Here is an 18,705-nt window from a genome sequence, read left to right as displayed (position 1 = left end):
CCCGTCTGCGACAGGCCTTTTTGGCAGCGGGATCACATCCGCTGGACGTCCCCATCCTGGCGAATCTCAATTTTCTGCTGCTGTTCCTCCTGCAACTGATCTTGCGCTTTGGGTGCAAAGCGCAAGATCAGGCAGGCCACAGCGGCGGATAGCAGCGAGCCCAGCATGATGCCGATTTTGGATTCTTCGACGAACTCGGGGTGGCCTGGGAAAGCTAGCCCGCTGATGAAGAGGCTCATGGTGAAGCCAATCCCGCAGAGCATCGATATGGCATAGATCTGCAGCCAAGTGCAGCCTCGCGGCTTGGCCGCCAGCCCTGACTTCACCGCCAGCAGCACGCCGCCGAACACCCCTAGTTGCTTGCCGATGAACAGCCCTGCTGCGATGCCGAGCGGCAGCGGCGCGATGACGTCCGCCATGGAAAGGCCTGCGAAGGAGACGCCTGCGTTGACGAAGCCGAAGGCGGGGACGATTAAGAAGCCTACCCATGGTGCGATGCCATGCTCCAAACGGTGTAAGGGCGAGTCAGCGGCGTCCGGCTCTCCAGGTGTAGGTATGTAGGGAATCAGGAACGCGCCCACGACGCCTGCAATGGTGGCATGCACTCCTGAGAGAAGCGTCACGTACCAAAGCAAGGCCAGGCCGATCAGATACGGCCATAGCACCATCACTCGCATGCGATTGAGCACGAACAAAACGCCGATGATCACTGCTGCTGCGAGCAGCGCCATGAGGTTGATTGAGGATGTGTAGAAGATTGCGATGATGGCCACTGCGCCCATGTCATCAATGATGGCCACGGAAACCAGCATCAGCTTGAGGGATAGCGGTGCATGGGGCCCTAGTAGAGCCAGGGCGCCGATGGCGAAAGCGATGTCGGTAGCGGCAGGAATGGCCCAGCCATTAGTCAACAGAGGGTCGCCCTGGGTTAGCGTCAGATAGATCACTGCCGGTACTGCCATACCCATCAGAGCTGGCAACGCCGGTAATCGGCGCTGCTCCCAGGAAGATAGGCGCCCATCTACCAGCTCGCGCTTGATTTCCAGGCCAACCAGCAGGAAGAAGATGGCCATTAGGCCGTCATTGATCCACAGGTGTAGTGTCATAGGGCCAAGCTTGTCGCTGAGCGTAGGGCCTGTTTCAACGTGGAGAAGATGCAGGTAGGTGCTGGCCCAGGGACTGTTGGCAACAATCACGGCGGCTGCGGCTGCGATCATCAGCAGTACGCCACCGGCTGCCTCGCTGGCCAGAAAGCGCTTGAGCGCGGACTGCCTTAGGGGGGATGACGATTGGGTCATGAAGGGTTCTCCTTTAGCGAATGAAAACTGGCGCTGTATCGCGCAGAGCACGCGGCCGTTAAACGGCGGACACAGCGAAGCACTGGCCAGGAAATACGCTGGTCAGCGGTAGGAATGCGGAGTGTTGAGTTGGCAGGGCGTGCCCAGCGGAGCTTCAGAGAAGCGGGGCGTTGCCATGAAAATTGGGACTGCTGCATGTCTCTGGAAAGCCTCACGGAAAACGACTAATCGTTCTCCGTATACGGGGCTAATCCCGGGCGCACGCAGCACACGCCAATAAACAGAATCATATCTCGGGGTCATGCGAACCTCAATCAAACAGCATTTCAGGCTGTTACGCGTGCTCTTCAAAAAATCGTTGATGGCACTAGCAATGCGATCAATGTAACATGTGGATATCCGCATATTCGGTTTTCCATTTATACGAGTCGCCATGCTGACCCCACCCGAAGCCTTCAAGTGCCTGGCAGACGAGACCCGCGCTCGTGCCACCCTCCTAATCTCTGAGCACGGAGAGCTCTGTGTCTGCGAGTTGATGTGCGCCCTGGAAGACAACCAGTCCAAGATCAGCCGTCACTTGGCGCAGCTCCGGACAGCCGGCCTGATGCTTGATCGCCGGCAGGGACAGTGGGTGTATTACCGGCTTAATCCCAGCCTTCCAGAGTGGTTCAAAGACGTGCTTCGCATTACGTCAGAAGGCAACGCTGCGTGGCTGGGCGACAGCACGGCCCGCCTGAGCAAGATGAATGGACGCCCCGAGCGTGCCACCAGTTGTTGCTAGTTTTTGCCGAGAGCCTTTGAGATGGTCGTCGCAGCGGCTGTATTTGTCTTCACCCTTATCCTGGTCATCTGGCAGCCACGCGGCTTAGGCGTTGGCTGGAGCGCAACTGTCGGTGCCACCCTGGCCCTGCTGGTTGGTGCGGTATCGTTTCAGGACATCCCGACTGTCTGGGCGGTGGTATGGAACGCGACCGCAACATTCATCGCGATCATCATCATTAGCCTGTTGCTGGACGAGGCCGGTTTCTTCGAGTGGGCGGCCTTGCACGTTGCTCGTTGGGCGAATGGTAACGGACGGCGCCTCTTTGCATTTACAGTGTTGCTGGGAGCAGCGGTTTCAGCGTTATTCGCTAATGACGGTGCCGCGCTAATCCTCACCCCCATCGTCATTTCGCTTTTGGTGGCACTGCGTTTCTCGGCGGGCGCCACACTGGCATTTGTCATGGCTGCAGGCTTCATTGCAGACACCGCGAGTATGCCGCTGGTGGTCTCCAATCTGGTCAACATCGTTTCTGCTGACTTCTTCAAACTGGGCTTTGCCGAATATGCCTCCGTCATGGTGCCGGTCACCGTGGCCAGCGTGGCATCGACGCTGCTGGTGCTTTTCCTGTACTTCCGCCGTGAGGTGCCAGCCACTTACTCGTTGGCCGATCTGAAAGATCCTCGATCCGCGGTGCGAGACCGCAGCACCTTCATCTGTGGCTGGTGGGTGCTCGGGCTGCTGCTGCTCGGCCTATTTGCGCTGGAGCCGATAGGCGTGCCAATCAGCGCAGTCGCTGCTGTATGTGCAGCGATCCTGTTTGCGGTTGCATCCAAAGGACATGTGATCTCGACTTGCCGGGTACTGCGTGAGGCGCCTTGGCAAATCGTGGTCTTCTCGCTGGGCATGTACCTGGTCGTCTACGGGCTGAGTAATGCAGGTCTCACCAGCCACCTCACAGCCGTACTCAACCGACTTGGCGAGCATGGCGTCTGGGCCGCAGCGCTCGGCACCGGGCTGCTGTCAGCCCTGCTGTCATCGGTCATGAACAACATGCCCAGCGTACTGATCGGTGCGCTGTCCATCAATGCGAGCGCCACCTCGGGCTTAGTACGCGAGGCGATGATCTACGCGAACGTGATCGGCTGCGATCTTGGCCCGAAGATTACGCCCATCGGTAGCTTGGCCACCTTGCTGTGGCTGCATGTCCTTCAGCGTAAAGGTATCCGAATCACCTGGGGTTACTACTTCAAGGTTGGTGCCTTGCTCACTTTCCCAGTTCTGCTCATCACCCTTTCTGCGCTCGCTCTGCGGTTGAGCCTTTGAGCCCGCCAATGGCGGTAGGAGTTAGCATGCGAGTTCTATTCATGTGCACGGCCAACAGTTGCCGGAGCATCCTCTCTGAAGCGATGTTCAACCACATCGCGCCCCAGGGATTCGAGGCTGTGAGTGCCGGTAGTTTTCCCAAGGGGCAAGTGTTGCCGCGCAGTCTGCAAACGCTGAAAGAGGCAGGTATCTCTACCGCAGGCTTGAGCAGCAAGGGTAACGACGCTTTCGAGGCGAGCCCGCCTGATATCGTAATTACCGTCTGCGACAAGGCCGCTGGTGAGGCATGCCCGGTGTACTTCGGCCCGGCGCTCAAATCGCATTGGGGGCTGGAAGATCCTTCCGATCTGCAGGGCGAAGAAACCGAGATTTCAGCTGCTTTCAATGCGACGCTCGCGCAGATTGAACGGCGTTGTCGCGCATTCCTGGAACTGCCGTTTGAAGACTTGAGCCGTGACGAGCTGAAGCGCGAGCTGGATCGTATTGGCCAACTCTGAGGAATCCATCTATGACCGTTGAACTCCCCAACGTCGAACACGCCCTGATAGGCCAATTCTCCAAACGCATCGAAGCGAGCCAGCACAAGCCGCGAATCCTATTGCTCCATGGCTCCACCCGTGAGCGCAGTTTCAGCCGGCTGTTGGTCGAAGAAGCTGCGCGACTGCTTCAGCACTTTGGCGCAGAGACCCACATCTTCGATCCATCGGGCCTTCCGCTGCCTGATGACGCGCCGGTTGAGCACCCCAAAGTTCAGGAGCTACGTAATCTTGTACTGTGGTCTGAGGGACAGGTCTGGTGCTCACCGGAGCGACACGGCGCCATGTCCGCTGTATTCAAGGCTCAGATCGACTGGATTCCGCTCACGCTGGGTGCGGTCAGGCCCAGCCAGGGCAAGACACTCGCGGTTATGCAGGTATGCGGTGGCTCGCAGTCGTTCAACGTGGTCAACCAACTGCGCGTTCTGGGTCGATGGATGAGGATGTTCACCATCCCTAATCAGTCCTCGGTGCCCAAGGCCTACATGGAGTTCGGCGAGGATGATCGAATGAAGCCATCTGCCTACTACGATCGCGTGGTCGACGTGATGGAAGAGCTGATGAGGTTCACCCTTCTGTTGCGTGATCAGAAAGACTTCCTCTTGGATCGTTATTCCGAGCGCAAGGAATCGGCTGAACAGCTATCTGCCCGCGTTAACCAACGCTCCATCTGAGGTGCCGGATCATGATCAATGTGAGGGAGGCATCCGATTCGGATGCCGAAGCAATCCAAGCAATCTGTGAACCTGTGGTGCTTGTCACTGCTATCTCGTTCGAAGAGGTGCCCCTTCAGTAGAGGAAATGCGGGGGCGGATACTTGCGACCCTTGAGACCTATCCCTACTTGGTGGCTGAACAAGAAGGAGTTGTCATCGGCTATGCCTACGCAAGCCAGCACAGTGCTCGAGCAGCATACCGCTGGGCTGTCGATGTGACGGTGTACATCGCTGAAAACGCGCGCCGTGAAGGGGGTGGGGCGGCGGCTGTACGCGACCTTGTTATCGATGCTCAAAGGGATGGGCTACCGCTCCGTCTATGCGGGAATTGCACTGCCAAATGCAGGGAGCGTCGGGCTTCATGAGCGGCTAGGTTCCCGGCATATCGGCACATTCCCCCAGGTGGGATACAAGCATGGTGCGTGGCATGACGTGGGGTACTGGCTTCTTGATCAGGGCGACCGATCAGTGTCGCCCCTGGGGCCTATTCGCTTTCTTGGGTACCTGCCGAATTGCGATTAGCGCATTATCTCCTAAGGCGAGGCAATGACTGCTTCTGGCCGATTGCTGCCGGTGACGACGGGCAGCTATCGGCCAATAGCAGACGTTCGCGGGTGACTGTTAACGCCATCCATAGCTGACAGTGGCTAATAGCGAGCGCAATTCGATTTGCTGTTGGCAGCCGTGGCCGACGCTACCCATCCCGAACGACGGCCATAGCGTGAGGTGCCTCTACCTTGCGTCATTGCAGAAGCGGTGAATTGCCCCGCAAGCCGCACGCAGCGACTCATCATCCAGAGCGTAGGCAATACGAAGGTAGCCTGGAAGTCCAAACGCACTACCTTGTACGACGGCCACGTTGGCCTCTTCAAGTAGTGCCAAAGCGACCGCTTCGTCGTCAACTAGATCACTGCCGCCCGGCGAGCGCTTGCCGATCAGGCCGGAACAATCGGCAAAGGCGTAGAAGGCCCCGCCTGGAACTTCGCAACTGATGCCCTGCGCCTGGTTGAGTAGCTCGACCATGAAATCTCGACGCCGCTGGAACACTTCACGGCTGTGGGCGATGAAGTCTTTCGAACCGTCCAGAGCAGCGACTGCCGCATGCTGCGAGATGGAACAGGCGCCCGAGGTCTGCTGGCCCTGCAACTTTTCCATCGCTTCGAGCAACCAGCGAGGCCCAGTGGCAAACCCGATCCGCCAGCCAGTCATGGCGTAGGCCTTCGATACGCCGTTCATGGTCAGCGTCCGTGCAGCCAGTAGGGGCTCAACTTGGGCGAGCGTGATGAAATCACGCCCGTCGAAGATCAGGTGCTCATAGATGTCGTCTGCCAAAATCATCACTTGCGGATGATCGAGCAACACCTCAGCCAGGGCTTTCAGCTCGTCGCGATCATATACAGCTCCCGTGGGGTTGGACGGCGAATTCAGGATCAGCCAACGAGTCTTCGGCCCGATGGCTCTGGCCAACGCTTGCGGCGTGAGCTTGAAGCCCGACTCGGCGCCACAGGTAACGATCCGCGACTCGCCGCTGCACAACTCAACTATTTCTGGATAGCTGACCCAGTATGGCGCGGGGATTACCACCTCGTCGCCTTCATTGAGGGTCGCGGCCAAGGCATTGAAGATGACCTGCTTGCCTCCACAGCAGACTAGTGTGTCCTGCCAGCTTACATCGAGACCGTTCTCGGACTGGTACTTACGGGCTATGGCTTCACGCAGCGCGCGAAGGCCTGCCACCTGGGTGTAGCGGGTATTTCCATTGTTGATCGCAGTGATGGCCGCAGCACGGATGTGCTCCGGGGTATCGAAGTCAGGCTCACCCGCACAAAGCGAGATGATATTCGCCCCTTCAGCGCGACGTTCCGCAACGCGGTCGATGATTTTATAGGTCGCCGAAGGCTTGGCAGCCTCCAAACGGCGGTTCAGCGTTTCCAGGCTCATGCGTGCGCCTCCGGGAGGGAAAGGCCCATCAGGTCCATGGTGGTGTGACCTTCGCGCAGCTTGGCCATGAACACTGCCTCTTTATCGGCGCGTTTCTGCCCTTCGTGCAGTGTGCGTTCAACTGCATCGACCGGGATGATGATCACACCATCCTCATCCGCGACCACTAGGTCGCCGGCAGTGACCTGCGCCCCGCTGAAGTCGAACGGTTTGCCTACGGACGGCGTGGTCGCCTTGACGGTACCTTTGACGGAGATGCCCCGAGCAAAAACCGGAAAGCCGCGCGCTTCAAGCGCGGCGATATCGCGCACGCCGCCATTGATTACCAAGCCAACAATACCAGCGGCTTCAGCCGCCACAGTAAGTACTTCACCCCAGTAGCCGGCAACGAAATCGGCGGAGTCACAGACCAGGACGCTACCGCGTGGCGCGTTCGCCACGGCAATGTGCAGGCCCAGGTTGTCACCTGGCGAACACTGCAGCGGGTACGCCGGTGCAGCAATGAATGCGCCTTTCCAGACAGCGCGAATCTCGCGGTCCACAGCGCACGGCAACCCGGAGGCCTCGTACAGGGTGGAGCTGCCGAGGACCTTTGCAATGTTCTGATACTCGTGTGGAAGGCTCATGATTTTTTGCTCTGCAGAGAATGGTAACCGAGGGCGTCACGGGCTTCCTTAAGGCTCTTGCCAGTGGCGATTTGTTCGCGGATCTGCGCTTCAACGTGTTCGATGCGCCGTGCCGATTCGGCGACTTCTTGAGCACGACCGCGCGGGACTATGACGACGCCATTGGCGTCAGCGACGACGATGTCGCGGGCACAGACCCGCGCTTGGCCAACCGACACCGGCTGGTTGACGGCCACAACTTCCACGCGGTCTTTGCCGGTACGCATGAAGCGACCTTTACTGAACAGTGGATACCCCTCGCCCAGAGCCTTGTTCACATCGCGGCAGACACCGTCTATGACCGTGCCGGCGATACCGCGGGCCAGGGCGTACTGGGTCATGATGTCGCCCCAAACAGTGCAATCGGTGCGACCCTCGTTGGCGATGACCACAACGTCGCCTGGTGCTACGTCATCGATGAAGTCCCCGACAGTGCCGGGCGGTGTGCTCGCACTGACGTACTGAACGGTGAAGGCTGGGCCGACCACAACTTGGCTGTAGTTAGCCAGCGGTACTACGCCAAAGGCTTGGCCTGGAAGGCCTAGCTTGTCCATAGCGTCGGAAATCCCCGGCGTATCCAGGCCTTCGAACAAGGCAACGAGGTCTTTATCTGAAAGGCTCATATCAGTGCTCTACCTTGATAGCTTCGAACTGGGTGTCGTGCATGACTTCCTCGACCGATCGGCCTGCACGCACGGCGTCCACCATGCCGGCTTGTCGGCGGTCGATACGCTCGGCCAGACCAAGAACCTTCTCGATGGCATTGGCGGGGACAAAAACGGTGCCGCATTCATCGGCGATCACATAGTCGCCTTCCTCTACCTCGACGCCAGCCATGCGAACTTTTACGGCTGCGTCTATCTGGATGAGCCGGTTACGGGCGCTGATCATGGTCACGCCGCGGCCGAAGACCGGATAGCCGATGTCCACGCTGCCGCGGATGTCACGGCTGAAACCGTCGATGACCGAGCCCCGGATACCTTTGCGCTGGGCGGCGTTCGCCAGGATGTCTCCCCAGCTAGAGATACCATCGACGCCACCCGCGATCACCAGCACGCGGTCATCGGTGGTGATCTGCTCCACTACCGGAGTAATCAGGTGAACGGTGGGCGCCACGTCCTGCTTGGGCCCCAATTGAACAGTGCTGGCTCGACCAACAATCTTTGGGCATTTCCAAAGCGGCATCAGGCCATTAGTGGCGCCAGGGAGCTGGAGGAAGTCCAGCGCGTCCGACACCGTGTTGGTGTCGAGTGCGGCCAGGCGCTCAAGCGGGGCTTTCAAACTCATCGGTTGCAGACCTCTTGCTAGGTGAGGCTTGAGTATCTGCGCCGAGATTTGATACGTATATTACGAAGAAGCTAAGCTTTTCATATCCAAAACCTATGGAAGTGCGCCGTGATCAACTTTCGCTTGATACGCCATCTATGGCTGTTCCTGGCCGTAGCTGAAGACCAAAACTTCACCCGTGCAGCTAAACGGCTGGGCATGTCACAGCCGCCATTGACCGAGCAAATCCAGGCGCTGGAGCAGTCCTTACGGGTTCAACTGTTCACTCGGTCTCGCCGAGGCGCTCACCTGACCGCTGCGGGAGCTGCCATACTCCCCGCCGTACGAAAGTTTGCTGATCAGCTGGAACGATTGGAGCTTGCGGTACACGAGGCCGTAGCCGGCCACGCTGGCGTAGTGACGATTGGGGCGATTACCTCAGCAATGATTGATGTACTGCCCCCGCTGATCGAGCAGTTTAAGCAGGATCATCCACTGATCACGGTATCGGTTCGAGAGATCGATAGCGCGGAGGCTATTCCCGCTCTTGAGGCCGGCGATATCGACATCGCCTTCGCGCGCCTTGAGGGCAACCTCGGTCGGCATTTGCAATCTCTACCGTTGTCCGAGGATCGACTGGCAGTAGCACTCCCCAACGATCATCCCTTGTCCGCGAGTAAGTCCGTCTCCCTCAAGTCCCTCGCCGATGAAACCTTGGTGATGGCTTCGCGCGATGTGAGTCCTGTCTACTTCGACTATCTGGTCGGACAGTGCAAAGCCAGCGGCTTCGCCCCGCGGATAGTGCACCAAGTTCGCTCGGTCTCGTCACAAGTTGCCTTTGTCAGCTGCGGCCAGGGCATTGCCTTGGTTCCCAGCTCGATGGGCAAGCTCGCGCCTAAAAACGTACTCATTCGGCCTCTGTTCCCGGAGGTCAAAGTGGTGACTACGGCCATGGCGTGGCACAGCGAGCATAAGAATCCGCTCGTGGATGCCATGATCGACCAAGCGAAGCAGACCTTGCTTTCATAGGCTAGGCATATAACAGGGTTCGTGGCTTCGTATTTTACAAATCCTATGGCGAGTTCAACATTGAGGATGTCTGTAATAGGAGCTCCGACCCGTGTCCCATCCAGCTCGCTTCACCCACGAGAAAATTCCACTGAACATCGACGGTATACAGCTCGACCTTGCGGTGATTCATCGCCGTGGGCCTAAAGCGCCCATCCTGTTCCTCCACGGTTTTGGCTCCACAAAAGAGGACTACGCCGATATCACGTTGCAGCCTTCTTTCGATGGGCATCCCTTCATTGCCTACGATGCTCCAGGCTGCGGTGAGACCGAATGCAGCGACCTCTCGCGCATCAACATCCCATTCCTGGTGAAAACCGCACAGGCCGTACTCAAGCATTTTGAGACCAACACTTTCCACTTGGTAGGTCACTCCATGGGAGGTTTGACCGGCCTGATGTTGGCTCATGGAGATCCTGCGCGCGTGCTGAGTTTCGTCGACATCGAGGGCAACATCGCTCCTGAGGACTGTTTCCTCAGCCGCCAAATCCACGATCATCGCTGTGATGATGTACGATTTTTCCGCGACTTTATTGAACGCACTCGATTGGCATCGGACCCTGCGAGCGCGCTGTATGCCGCAAGCCTGGCGCACAAAGTGCGTGCCGGCGCGGTGCGCGGCATTTTCGAATCAATGGTGGATTTGTCCGACAATGGTCAGTTGATGGATAAATTTCTAGGCCTGCCATTCCCGCGCCAATACATGTATGGCGTGACCAATTCCCACCTGTCCTACCTCAAGGACATTGCAGCACAAGGCGTGCACCTAGCGTGCATTCCTGATTGCGGCCATTTCCCGATGTACTCGAACCCTGTGCTCATGTGGCGGCGGATCAAAGCCCTACAAGACTTCGCCTAAGCAGATTTAACCATTTACACGCGGTTATGTCGGCCGCATGAAGCTCCGCACTACTCGGTAAAAATAACAATTAGGTTGCGCCATGCTTGAAGCCAATAGCGGTCATCGAGTGCCTACAAGACCAGTGGCGATTCACACCTGCTTTGATCCGCTTTTGTTCGCTGTAATTTCGACACGTCAAAAAGACAGTCTTGATGCCGATCAGTAGCGTCTAGCCATTACGATGCCTTGGCAGGTTTGGTACGTGTGGCCTTTGAAGTCGCTTTTTCACCTAGCCTAGTCGCGTTTGCCATTTTCGCGTCTATGCAAATCAAGGGATTACCGCATGAAAATGGACGTTATCAGACATCTCAAGGTGTGTTATGCGACAGCAATGTCGCCTAATTAATAGTTAGGCGGCAAAGGCACAGGAGGCATGTTACGGGCATAGAAGCTATTCATAGTTGTGCTGTTAAACAACGTGCACGCTCGAACTCATTCGCTGCTTACCAGGCCTCAAGTCCGATCATCAACGCCGTATCGGGGCGAACAGACCGCATGAGTGCGTTCCCAGCAAAAACCAATATGTTGCTTGCAGGGCCCTCGCGGGTTGGCCACAGTGCGGTATTTATTACCTGCGTCCGGCTCGAAGTCCTCTGCCTAACAGGTGGTTCAAGTCACTCGCTTCGCTCGTTCGGGATCGCGTTCCGCGGCCCCTTAACCAAACGTTAGGCGATGACATCGGCCCGCCAAAGCAGCAATTAAAGAAGGCTAAACCTCAATGAACCTCGACCTCTCACCTCCCTCGGTTGGTTTGAATAAGGATGCGCTCGCCCGGCTTGGTGCCTCTATTCAGGCCGACATCGACAGCGGAAGGCACTTTGGCGCTTCAATCCTCGTCGCTCGCCACGGTCAGGTGGCCTACCAGGCGACCTTCGGAACGGTTGCTCCGGGTCGGGCTCCATCAGGTGACGATCGATACCTGCTCATGTCGATGTCAAAGGCCTATACCGCGACGCTCGTCCTCAAAGCGATTGATGAAGGCCGTTTCGGCCTTGATACACGCATCGCGGACCTCGTTCCCGGCTTCGGCGCACTGGGCAAGCAGCGGGCAACCGTGCGGCAATTGCTGGCGCACACCGCGGGGCTGCCGTTCGGTCTCGTTCCGCCTCCGCTTGGCCTGGACAAGGTCGGAAACCTCGCGGTCAAGACAGCCGCGATGTGCGCATTGCCTGCGGCCTACAGTCCCGGCACCAAATGCATCTACACATCGGGCTTGGGCTACGATCTGTTGGGCCAGATCCTGGTCAATACCGATTCGAAAAAGCGCGGTTTCAATCGCATTGCCCAAGAAGATTTGTTCACGCCGTTGGGCATGGCGGACAGCAGCTTCGCGTGCTCGATCGACGATCCTCGACGGGTTCCGGTGTCGTTTACTGAGGCGAATGTGGGACCCACCACACCGATGCTTCTGCGCCTTTTCAATGAGTTCCTTGACGCGGACGCAGAGATGCCGAGCGGGAATGCGTTTTCCACGATCAAAGATGTCTTCCGGTTCACCGAAGTTTTCCGCGGGCGTGGGACAGCGCACGGCCAGCGTGTTCTCTCACCCGTGCTCTTCGACTACGCTCGGCAGGATCATGCGCCCGGCTTGATCAACGATGCGACCGCCTTCGAGGTCGAAGAGCGGGGCCTCAACGATTTCGCGGCGCACTTTACCTTGCTCGGTGGTTATATGCGCGGGAGTGGGCACATCCTGAACGCGACCGGGCACACCGCATCGCCTCAAAGCATTGCGGCGGTCGGCGGTGCCTCGACGGCATGGATGATCGACCCTGAGCGGGATCTAACCGTCATCTTCCTATCTGCCGGCTTTATTGAGGGCCTGCGCCATATCGAGCGTGTGCAACGTATCAACGACCTGGCCTTGGCCGCGGTCGAGGCCTAGCAATCTGCGGCGGAAGCAATCCGAGGACTGCCTAACAATTCGTTCAAGCCGAGCCCGCTTCGCGGCTCGACTTAACTCAGGCGTTATGCACACGAATATGCCCCATCGACAAGCGCGATTAAAGGGCATGCGACGTCTCCCCATCCTCAGTAGCACTTGTATTTAGAGTCGATCTATCTGTCCGCTTTTGGCCGATTGCTGCCGGTGGTGTCCTGGCAGCACACGGTTTCAGCCAGTTCGAATTTCATCTCATGGTAAGCAGGTAAGGAGATACCAGTCCTGTGGCCTAGCTCTAGCCAACGATCCTTACGCCAACAGCGACCATCTCCCACCAAATCACGCCCACGATCCAATCGTCTTGCCGGCCAAATACCGGGGGAGGCGAGGAGAAACAGCCAGATACGACAAAGCCCGCACAAGGCGGGCTTTGTCGAGGTGTTTCGCGAGCAGCGCAGGGCTGCTGGAAACTGGGATTTGGTCGGAGAGACAGGATTCGAACCTGCGACCTTCTCGTCCCGAACGAGACGCGCTACCAAGCTGCGCTACACTCCGAATGCGCCGAATTGTACTGAAAAAGTTTTGCAGCACAAGGGGTTAGCGCAAAATTTTTGATCGGGGCGCAGCGCCTGAAGCCTGCGCCCGCGATGGGTCAACGGTGCTTACAGCTCTTTGACGGTACGAACCTGATCTTTGTTGACCTTGGTGCGCTTGCCATCCAGTTGTTCGAATTCGTAGAAGCCAGTGTCGTCGTCGAAATCAGGGCGATCTACGGTCTGGATTTCCCGGCCATCGTTCAGGGTGATGACCGAAGGCGTGGAACAACCGGCCAGAGTAACCAGGCCGAACGCGAGTAGAAATGCAGCGGTAGTCCGTTGCTTCATGACATGTCTCCTTAAATCGAAGCTGAATGATTACTTGGGCTAAGACGAGCACGGCGACCCCAAGTTCCACCCTATTTATCCACTCGGCTGGCTGACTCGCAAGCGCGATCTATTCGAGAAGCTGCGGTGAATTGACGTTGCTCAGGCGCGGATCGTCTGGCGCGCAGGTTAGCGCCACGGGCTGGTGATCGTGCAGCCAGCGCTGTGTGCTGCGCTGGCCCGCCTGCCAGGCCTGCTCCAGAGAGGGCAGCAGGCTGCGCGGGACGACCGCGAACAGCGGTTCCCAGTGGCCGTCGCGCTTGGCCATCACCGGGCGCTCGCCGGCCAGCGCGATAAGTTCGTCGAGCAGGCTGCGGTCTACCCGGGGTGCGTCACAGGGCAGCACCAGCAGGAGAGGGTGGCGGGCGATCTGCAGGGCGGCGCGGATGCCGGCCAGGGGGCCGGGGTAGTCTGCGCTGTCATCGCCAACGAGGCGGTCGGCGTAGGGCGCATAGGCGTCATGGTTACGGTTGCAGGAGATGATCAGGTCGTCGGTGAGGGGGCGAACCTGGTCGTGCAGCCAGGCGATCATCGGGCGCTCCTGCCACTGCACCAGGCCCTTGTCGCGGCCCCCCATGCGCTGGCCGCGGCCGCCTGCGAGCAGGACCACCGAGAGGCTTTGGGGCGGGGCTGAGGTAGGCATGGCAGGGTCTCTGGAGGTGGCGCTGTGGTATAACACCGGCCATTGTTCACGACAACTGGAAGCCTGCCATGAGCCACAAGGCCGATGCGCCATTCGTGCCCCTGAATATCGCCGTTCTGACCGTCAGCGATACCCGCACGCTGGAAACCGATACCTCCGGGCAACTGTTCGTCGACCGCTTGAAAGCGGCCGGCCACAACCTCGCCGAGCGCGTACTGCTGAAAGACGATCTGTACAAGATCCGCGCCCAGGTCGCCACCTGGATCGCCGAAGACGTGGTGCAGGTCGTGCTGATCACCGGCGGCACCGGCTTCACCGGGCGTGACAGCACGCCGGAAGCGGTGGCCTGCCTGCTGGACAAACAGGTCGACGGCTTCGGCGAGCTGTTCCGGCAGATCTCCACCACCGACATCGGCACCTCGACCATTCAGTCCCGGGCACTGGCCGGCCTCGCCAACGGCACGCTGGTCTGTTGCCTGCCTGGCTCGACCAACGCTTGCCGCACCGGCTGGGACGGCATCCTGGCCGAGCAGCTCGACGCCCGCCATCGCCCGTGCAACTTCGTGCCGCACCTCAAGCTCGCTGCGCCCTGCGAGAGCCGCGGATGAGCGAGCCGCATTCGCCGCTGATGCCGGTGGAGCAGGCGCTGCAGCGTCTGCTGGCACTGGCCGAGGCCACGCCCATCGAGGGGCAGGAGCTGGTCGATCTGGCCGACGCCGATGGCCGTGTGCTGGCCCAACCGATGATCGCCGGCCTGGATCTGCCGCCATGGCCCAACAGTGCCATGGACGGCTACGCGCTGCGCCTGGCCGACTGGCAGGGCGAGGCGCTGCCGATCAGCCAGCGCATCCTCGCGGGTACCGCCCCGGAGGCGCTGCAGCCCGGTACCTGTGCGCGGATCTTCACCGGCGCGCCGGTGCCGCTCGGTGCCGACACGGTGGAGATGCAGGAAAACGTCAGCGTGGCTGATGACGGTCGCGTGCACTTCGATCAGGCCCTGAAGCTCGCCCAGAACATCCGCCCCCAGGGGCAGGAGAACCGCAAGGGTGAAACCCTGCTGACCGCCGGTACGCGGTTGGGCCCGGTGGAGCTGGGGTTGGCGGCGTCGATTGGCCTGGCGCAACTGCCGGTGCGTCGCAAGCCGCGGGTGGCGGTGCTCTCCACCGGTGATGAGCTGGTCGAGCCGGGGCAGCTGCTGGGCGCCGGGCAGATCTACAACAGTAACCGTTACCTGCTGGTCGCCTGGTTGCAGCGCCTGGGCTGCGAGGTGATCGATGCTGGCATTCTGGTGGATGATCTCGAGCGTACGCGCGAGGCCCTCGGTGCCTTGCAGGATGTCGACCTGATTCTGTCCACCGGCGGTGTGTCGGTGGGCGAGGCGGACTTTCTCGGCATCGCCTTGCGTGAGGCTGGCGAGCTGGCCCTGTGGAAGCTGGCGATCAAGCCCGGCAAGCCGCTCACCGTCGGTAAGTTCCGTGGCCGCCCGGTGATCGGCCTGCCCGGTAACCCGGCATCGACCCTGGTGACCTTCGGCCTGCTGGCGCGGCCTTATCTGCTGCGCCGCCTGGGCGTGCAGAAGGTCGAGCCGCTGGGCTTCGCGGTACCGGCGGGCTTCGTCTGGCCGAAACCGGGCAAGCGCCGCGAGTTCCTGCGGGCGCGGCTCGAGAACGGCCGTGCAGTGCCCTATGCCAATCAGAGCTCCGGTGTGCTGCGCAGTGCCGCGTGGGCCGAGGGGCTGGCGCAGGTGCTGGAAGGCACCACCCTGCAAGAAGGCGACAGCCTGCACTTCATTCCCATGAGTGAACTGCTCGGCTGAGGTGTAGAGTCGACGATGGGCAGGCGTGATTATTTCGCTTGCCCGTTGTCTGCATTGGCAGTCGTTTTCAATCCCGTTTTCCGGAGCCGTTATGCAAGAGCGTAAAGCGCTGTTGATCCTTCATGGTAAGCAGTCCCTCAACGAAGAGGTGCGTGCGGCGGTCAAGACCCAACGCGAGCGTGGCTGGGACCTGGCCGTGCGCCTGACCTGGGAGGGCGGCGATGCCCAGCGCCTGGTCAGCGAAGCGTTGCAGGCGGGCTATCCGACGCTGATCGCCGGGGGCGGCGACGGCACCTTGCGTGATGTCGCCGAAGCCATGGCCAAAGCCGAAACGGATGCCAGCCTGGTGCTGCTGCCGCTGGGCACCGCCAATGATTTCGCCAATGCAGCCGGTATTCCGCTGGCGCCGGCCGAGGCCCTGGCGCTGCTCGACACCCCCGCGCAGCCCATCGATCTGGGCGAGGTCGACGACCAGCTGTTCCTCAATATGGCCACTGGCGGCTTCGGCTCCAACATCACCGCCAATACGTCCGAAGACCTCAAGCGTGTGCTCGGTGGCGCGGCCTACATGCTTACCGGCCTGACCCGCTTCGCCGAAGTGCGCTCGGCCTTCGGGCGCTTCAAGGGGCCGGACTTCGAGTGGGAAGGCGAATTTCTCGCCCTGGGCATCGGCAATGGTCGCCAGGCCGGTGGTGGGCATGTGCTGTGCCCCCATGCCCGGGTCAACGACGGCCTGCTGGATGTGTGCATCGTGCCGGCTGCGTCGGATGTGGTCGGCACCCTCGGTACGCTGTTTTCCGGTGGGCTGAAGGGCATCGAGGGGGTATCGGTAAGCGCTCGGTTGCCCTGGCTGGAAATCGAGGCGCCCGAGGGGCTGGACCTGAACCTCGACGGCGAGCCGCGAGAAGGCCACAGCATGCGTTTTTCCGCGCGGCCCCAGGCGTTGCGGGTGCATTTGCCCCAGCAGTCGCCTTTACTGCAGGACTGAGCATGGCGCGCTGGTTTTCCGTCAGCCACTGGTGCAGGATGGCGTTGCGCCATGCCGCCTTCAGTAATGCAACGACTGGCCGATAGCCTCACAAGAACATCACGCCTCACAGGAGCGAATAATGGCCGGTATTCTCGACACCGTTGATCAACGGACACAGCTGGTAGGTGAGAACCGCCTGGAAATCCTGATGTTCCGCCTGGCTGGCCGGCAGTTGTTCGCGATCAACGTATTCAAGGTGCAGGAAGTCCTGCAGATGCCCAAGCTGACGCTGATGCCGCAGCGCCATCGTTTCGTCTGCGGGGTGATTCACCTGCGCGGCCAGACCCTGCCGGTGATCGACCTGTCCCAGGCCATCGGCATGCGCCCGATCGTGCCCGATGAGCGCAGCACCATCATCGTCACCGAATACAACCGTTCGATTCAGGCCTTCCTGGTCGGCGGCGTCGACCGCATTCTCAACCTCAACTGGGAATCCATCCTGCCGCCGCCTGGCGGAGCAGGGCGCCACCACTACCTGACGGCGATCACCAAGGTCGACGACCAGTTGGTGGAAATCATCGACGTCGAGAAGGTCCTGGCCGAGATCGTGCCGTACGACACCCGCATTTCCAGCGACCGCCTCGCCGATCCGCTGCTGGAGAAGGCCCGTGGCCGCGAAGTGCTGCTGGTCGACGACTCCAGCGTGGCGCTGTCGCAGTTGCGCGATACCCTGTCGCAGCTGGGGATCAAGATGCATGTGGCCACCGATGGCCTGAAGGCGCTGAACATGCTCAAGGCCTGGGCCGATAACGGCCAGGTGATGACCGACAAGCTGCTGATGATCTTCACCGACGCCGAGATGCCGGAAATGGACGGCTATCGCCTGACCACCGAGATCCGTCAGGACCCGCGCCTGCGTGATCTGTACGTGGTGCTGCACACCTCGCTATCCGGTAGCTTCAACGATGCCATGGTGAAGAAGGTGGGCTGCGACAACTTCCTCTCCAAGTTCCAGCCCGACAAGCTGGTCGACGTGATTCGCGAGCGCCTGGCGCTCGACGAGCAGTAAGCGCTCAACGCCACGCGCCTGGCTTGAGCCGCGGCGGCGGTTTGCGTATAACCGCCGTTTCGCTCTAGTCAGGACGCCGGGCCATGCACCTTTCCTCGCTTTATCGCTTTCCTCTCAAGTCCGCCATTGGCGAATCGCTCCCCAGCCTGCAGCTCGACGGCCTGGGCGTGGTCGGTGATCGCCGCTGGATGCTGGCGAGCGAGGAGAACGGCCGCTTTCTGACCCAGCGCACCTTTCCGCAGATGAGCCGCCTGACGGCGCGCTGGAATCAGAGCGGCGGCCTGACCCTCGAGGCGCCTGACAGGCCCTCTCTCGATGTGGCGCTGCCGGACCCGGACGAGGCGTTGCGCGGCGTGATCATCTGGCGCGACAGCATGCGCGTGCCGGATGCCGGCGACGAAGCCGCGGCCTGGGTCAGCGCGTTCATCGGCAAGCCCTGTCGGCTGGTGCACGTGCCTGCAGAGCGTGCGCGCTATATCGAGGGCAATGTGAGCGGCGATGAGAAGGTCGGGTTCGCCGACGGCTTCCCGCTGTTGCTGATCGGCCAGGCCTCGCTCGACGACCTGGTGGCCCGGGTTGGCCGCCCGCTGGAAATGCTGCGCTTTCGTCCCAACCTGGTGGTGCAGGGCAGCGAGCCCTATGCCGAAGACAGCTGGAAGCGCATTCGTATCGGCGATGTCGAGTTCACCCTCGCCAAGGCCTGTTCACGCTGCATCATCACCACCATCGATCCGCAAACCGGCGAACGCAGCGCGGATCGCGAGCCGCTGACCACCTTGCGCAGCTACCGCCAGCGCGAAGGCGAGATTCTCTTCGGGCAGAACCTGATCAACCACGGCAGCGGCGAATTGCAGGTCGGCATGCCGGTCGAGGTGTTGGCGTAGGTTGAGGCATTCACCCCAGATGTAGCCTGGGTCGAGCGCAGC

General features: G+C 60.2%; 19 protein-coding genes, 1 tRNA gene and 1 pseudogene. 13 read left to right on the top strand and 8 right to left on the bottom strand.

Annotated features, from left to right (window positions below; genetic code table 11):
• Positions 1-32 precede the first annotated feature (32 nt).
• Positions 33-1,298: a Na+/H+ antiporter NhaA gene (gene nhaA / locus FHR27_RS11220; RefSeq protein ID WP_179538597.1), complete on the bottom strand. Its 1,266-nt coding sequence runs from the start codon at positions 1,296-1,298 to the stop codon at positions 33-35.
• Between the two features lie 433 nt (positions 1,299-1,731).
• On the opposite strand from nhaA, the gene FHR27_RS11215 reads away from it, so the two are divergent.
• From FHR27_RS11215 to FHR27_RS11195, 5 genes and pseudogenes are all read left to right on the top strand, one after another.
• On the top strand, positions 1,732-2,079 hold the full coding sequence (locus FHR27_RS11215; RefSeq protein WP_042555563.1) for a metalloregulator ArsR/SmtB family transcription factor: 348 nt from the start codon (positions 1,732-1,734) through the stop codon (positions 2,077-2,079).
• A 21-nt stretch (positions 2,080-2,100) separates the two neighbouring features.
• Positions 2,101-3,384, top strand: a complete 1,284-nt coding sequence (locus FHR27_RS11210) for an arsenic transporter (protein WP_179538596.1) — start codon at positions 2,101-2,103, stop codon at positions 3,382-3,384.
• A 26-nt stretch (positions 3,385-3,410) separates the two neighbouring features.
• Positions 3,411-3,881, top strand: a complete 471-nt coding sequence (locus FHR27_RS11205; RefSeq protein WP_042555565.1) for an arsenate reductase ArsC — start codon at positions 3,411-3,413, stop codon at positions 3,879-3,881.
• Positions 3,882-3,892: 11 nt separating this feature from the next.
• Complete coding sequence (arsH, locus tag FHR27_RS11200) at positions 3,893-4,594, top strand: arsenical resistance protein ArsH (protein WP_042555566.1); 702 nt, start codon at positions 3,893-3,895, stop codon at positions 4,592-4,594.
• 11 nt (positions 4,595-4,605) lie between these two features.
• Positions 4,606-5,157: pseudogene (locus FHR27_RS11195) on the top strand (arsinothricin resistance N-acetyltransferase ArsN1 family B).
• 210 nt (positions 5,158-5,367) lie between these two features.
• Here the strand turns inward: FHR27_RS11195 and FHR27_RS11190 are convergent.
• The 4 genes from FHR27_RS11190 to FHR27_RS11175 are packed head-to-tail and all read right to left on the bottom strand — an operon-like array spanning position 5,368 to position 8,528.
• The gene (locus FHR27_RS11190; RefSeq protein ID WP_042555567.1) at positions 5,368-6,576 is read right to left on the bottom strand and encodes a pyridoxal phosphate-dependent aminotransferase; all 1,209 of its coding nucleotides are present in this window, start codon (positions 6,574-6,576) and stop codon (positions 5,368-5,370) included.
• On the bottom strand, positions 6,573-7,202 hold the full coding sequence (locus FHR27_RS11185) for an RraA family protein (RefSeq protein WP_042555568.1): 630 nt from the start codon (positions 7,200-7,202) through the stop codon (positions 6,573-6,575). The genes FHR27_RS11190 and FHR27_RS11185 overlap by 4 nt, the downstream gene beginning before the upstream one ends.
• The gene (locus tag FHR27_RS11180) at positions 7,199-7,864 is read right to left on the bottom strand and encodes an RraA family protein (protein ID WP_179538595.1); all 666 of its coding nucleotides are present in this window, start codon (positions 7,862-7,864) and stop codon (positions 7,199-7,201) included. The genes FHR27_RS11185 and FHR27_RS11180 overlap by 4 nt, the downstream gene beginning before the upstream one ends.
• A gap of 1 nt (position 7,865) precedes the next feature.
• Positions 7,866-8,528 carry an RraA family protein gene (locus FHR27_RS11175; RefSeq protein WP_042555570.1) on the bottom strand — a complete coding sequence of 221 codons (663 nt, stop codon included), beginning with the start codon at positions 8,526-8,528 and terminating at the stop codon, positions 7,866-7,868.
• 108 nt (positions 8,529-8,636) lie between these two features.
• Here FHR27_RS11175 and FHR27_RS11170 point away from each other — a divergent pair, with 108 nt between their 5' ends.
• From FHR27_RS11170 to FHR27_RS11160, 3 genes are all read left to right on the top strand, one after another.
• The gene (locus FHR27_RS11170; RefSeq protein ID WP_042555571.1) at positions 8,637-9,536 is read left to right on the top strand and encodes a LysR substrate-binding domain-containing protein; all 900 of its coding nucleotides are present in this window, start codon (positions 8,637-8,639) and stop codon (positions 9,534-9,536) included.
• Positions 9,537-9,627: 91 nt separating this feature from the next.
• The gene (locus FHR27_RS11165; protein WP_179538594.1) at positions 9,628-10,434 is read left to right on the top strand and encodes an alpha/beta fold hydrolase; all 807 of its coding nucleotides are present in this window, start codon (positions 9,628-9,630) and stop codon (positions 10,432-10,434) included.
• Between the two features lie 760 nt (positions 10,435-11,194).
• Positions 11,195-12,361, top strand: coding sequence for a serine hydrolase domain-containing protein (locus FHR27_RS11160; protein WP_179538593.1), 1,167 nt, complete (start codon positions 11,195-11,197; stop codon positions 12,359-12,361).
• Between the two features lie 475 nt (positions 12,362-12,836).
• On the opposite strand, the gene FHR27_RS11155 is transcribed toward FHR27_RS11160, so the two are convergent.
• The 3 genes from FHR27_RS11155 to mobA all read right to left on the bottom strand — a co-directional run bounded on the left by FHR27_RS11155 (position 12,837) and on the right by mobA (position 13,924).
• Positions 12,837-12,913, bottom strand: a tRNA-Pro gene (locus FHR27_RS11155).
• Between the two features lie 107 nt (positions 12,914-13,020).
• On the bottom strand, positions 13,021-13,242 hold the full coding sequence (locus FHR27_RS11150) for a YgdI/YgdR family lipoprotein (RefSeq protein WP_042555582.1): 222 nt from the start codon (positions 13,240-13,242) through the stop codon (positions 13,021-13,023).
• Between the two features lie 109 nt (positions 13,243-13,351).
• Positions 13,352-13,924, bottom strand: a complete 573-nt coding sequence (gene mobA / locus FHR27_RS11145) for a molybdenum cofactor guanylyltransferase MobA (protein ID WP_042555583.1) — start codon at positions 13,922-13,924, stop codon at positions 13,352-13,354.
• A 68-nt stretch (positions 13,925-13,992) separates the two neighbouring features.
• Between mobA and moaB the strand changes: the two genes are divergently transcribed.
• From moaB to FHR27_RS11120, 5 genes are all read left to right on the top strand, one after another.
• On the top strand, positions 13,993-14,532 hold the full coding sequence (moaB, locus tag FHR27_RS11140) for a molybdenum cofactor biosynthesis protein B (RefSeq protein ID WP_042555584.1): 540 nt from the start codon (positions 13,993-13,995) through the stop codon (positions 14,530-14,532).
• Positions 14,529-15,740: a molybdopterin molybdotransferase MoeA gene (locus tag FHR27_RS11135; protein ID WP_179538592.1), complete on the top strand. Its 1,212-nt coding sequence runs from the start codon at positions 14,529-14,531 to the stop codon at positions 15,738-15,740. Before moaB ends, FHR27_RS11135 begins: the two co-directional genes overlap by 4 nt.
• Positions 15,741-15,831: 91 nt before the next feature.
• Positions 15,832-16,728, top strand: a complete 897-nt coding sequence (yegS, locus tag FHR27_RS11130) for a lipid kinase YegS (protein ID WP_042555586.1) — start codon at positions 15,832-15,834, stop codon at positions 16,726-16,728.
• A gap of 121 nt (positions 16,729-16,849) precedes the next feature.
• Positions 16,850-17,779 (top strand): chemotaxis protein CheV, encoded by a 930-nt coding sequence (locus FHR27_RS11125; protein ID WP_042555587.1) that lies wholly within the window; start codon positions 16,850-16,852, stop codon positions 17,777-17,779.
• Between the two features lie 83 nt (positions 17,780-17,862).
• On the top strand, positions 17,863-18,663 hold the full coding sequence (locus FHR27_RS11120; RefSeq protein ID WP_179538591.1) for an MOSC domain-containing protein: 801 nt from the start codon (positions 17,863-17,865) through the stop codon (positions 18,661-18,663).
• Positions 18,664-18,705 lie beyond the last annotated feature (42 nt).

It is taken from the genome of Pseudomonas flavescens, from assembly GCF_013408425.1.
Classification (GTDB): domain Bacteria; phylum Pseudomonadota; class Gammaproteobacteria; order Pseudomonadales; family Pseudomonadaceae; genus Aquipseudomonas; species Aquipseudomonas fulva_A.
This window is presented reverse-complemented; position numbering and strand designations above follow the sequence as displayed.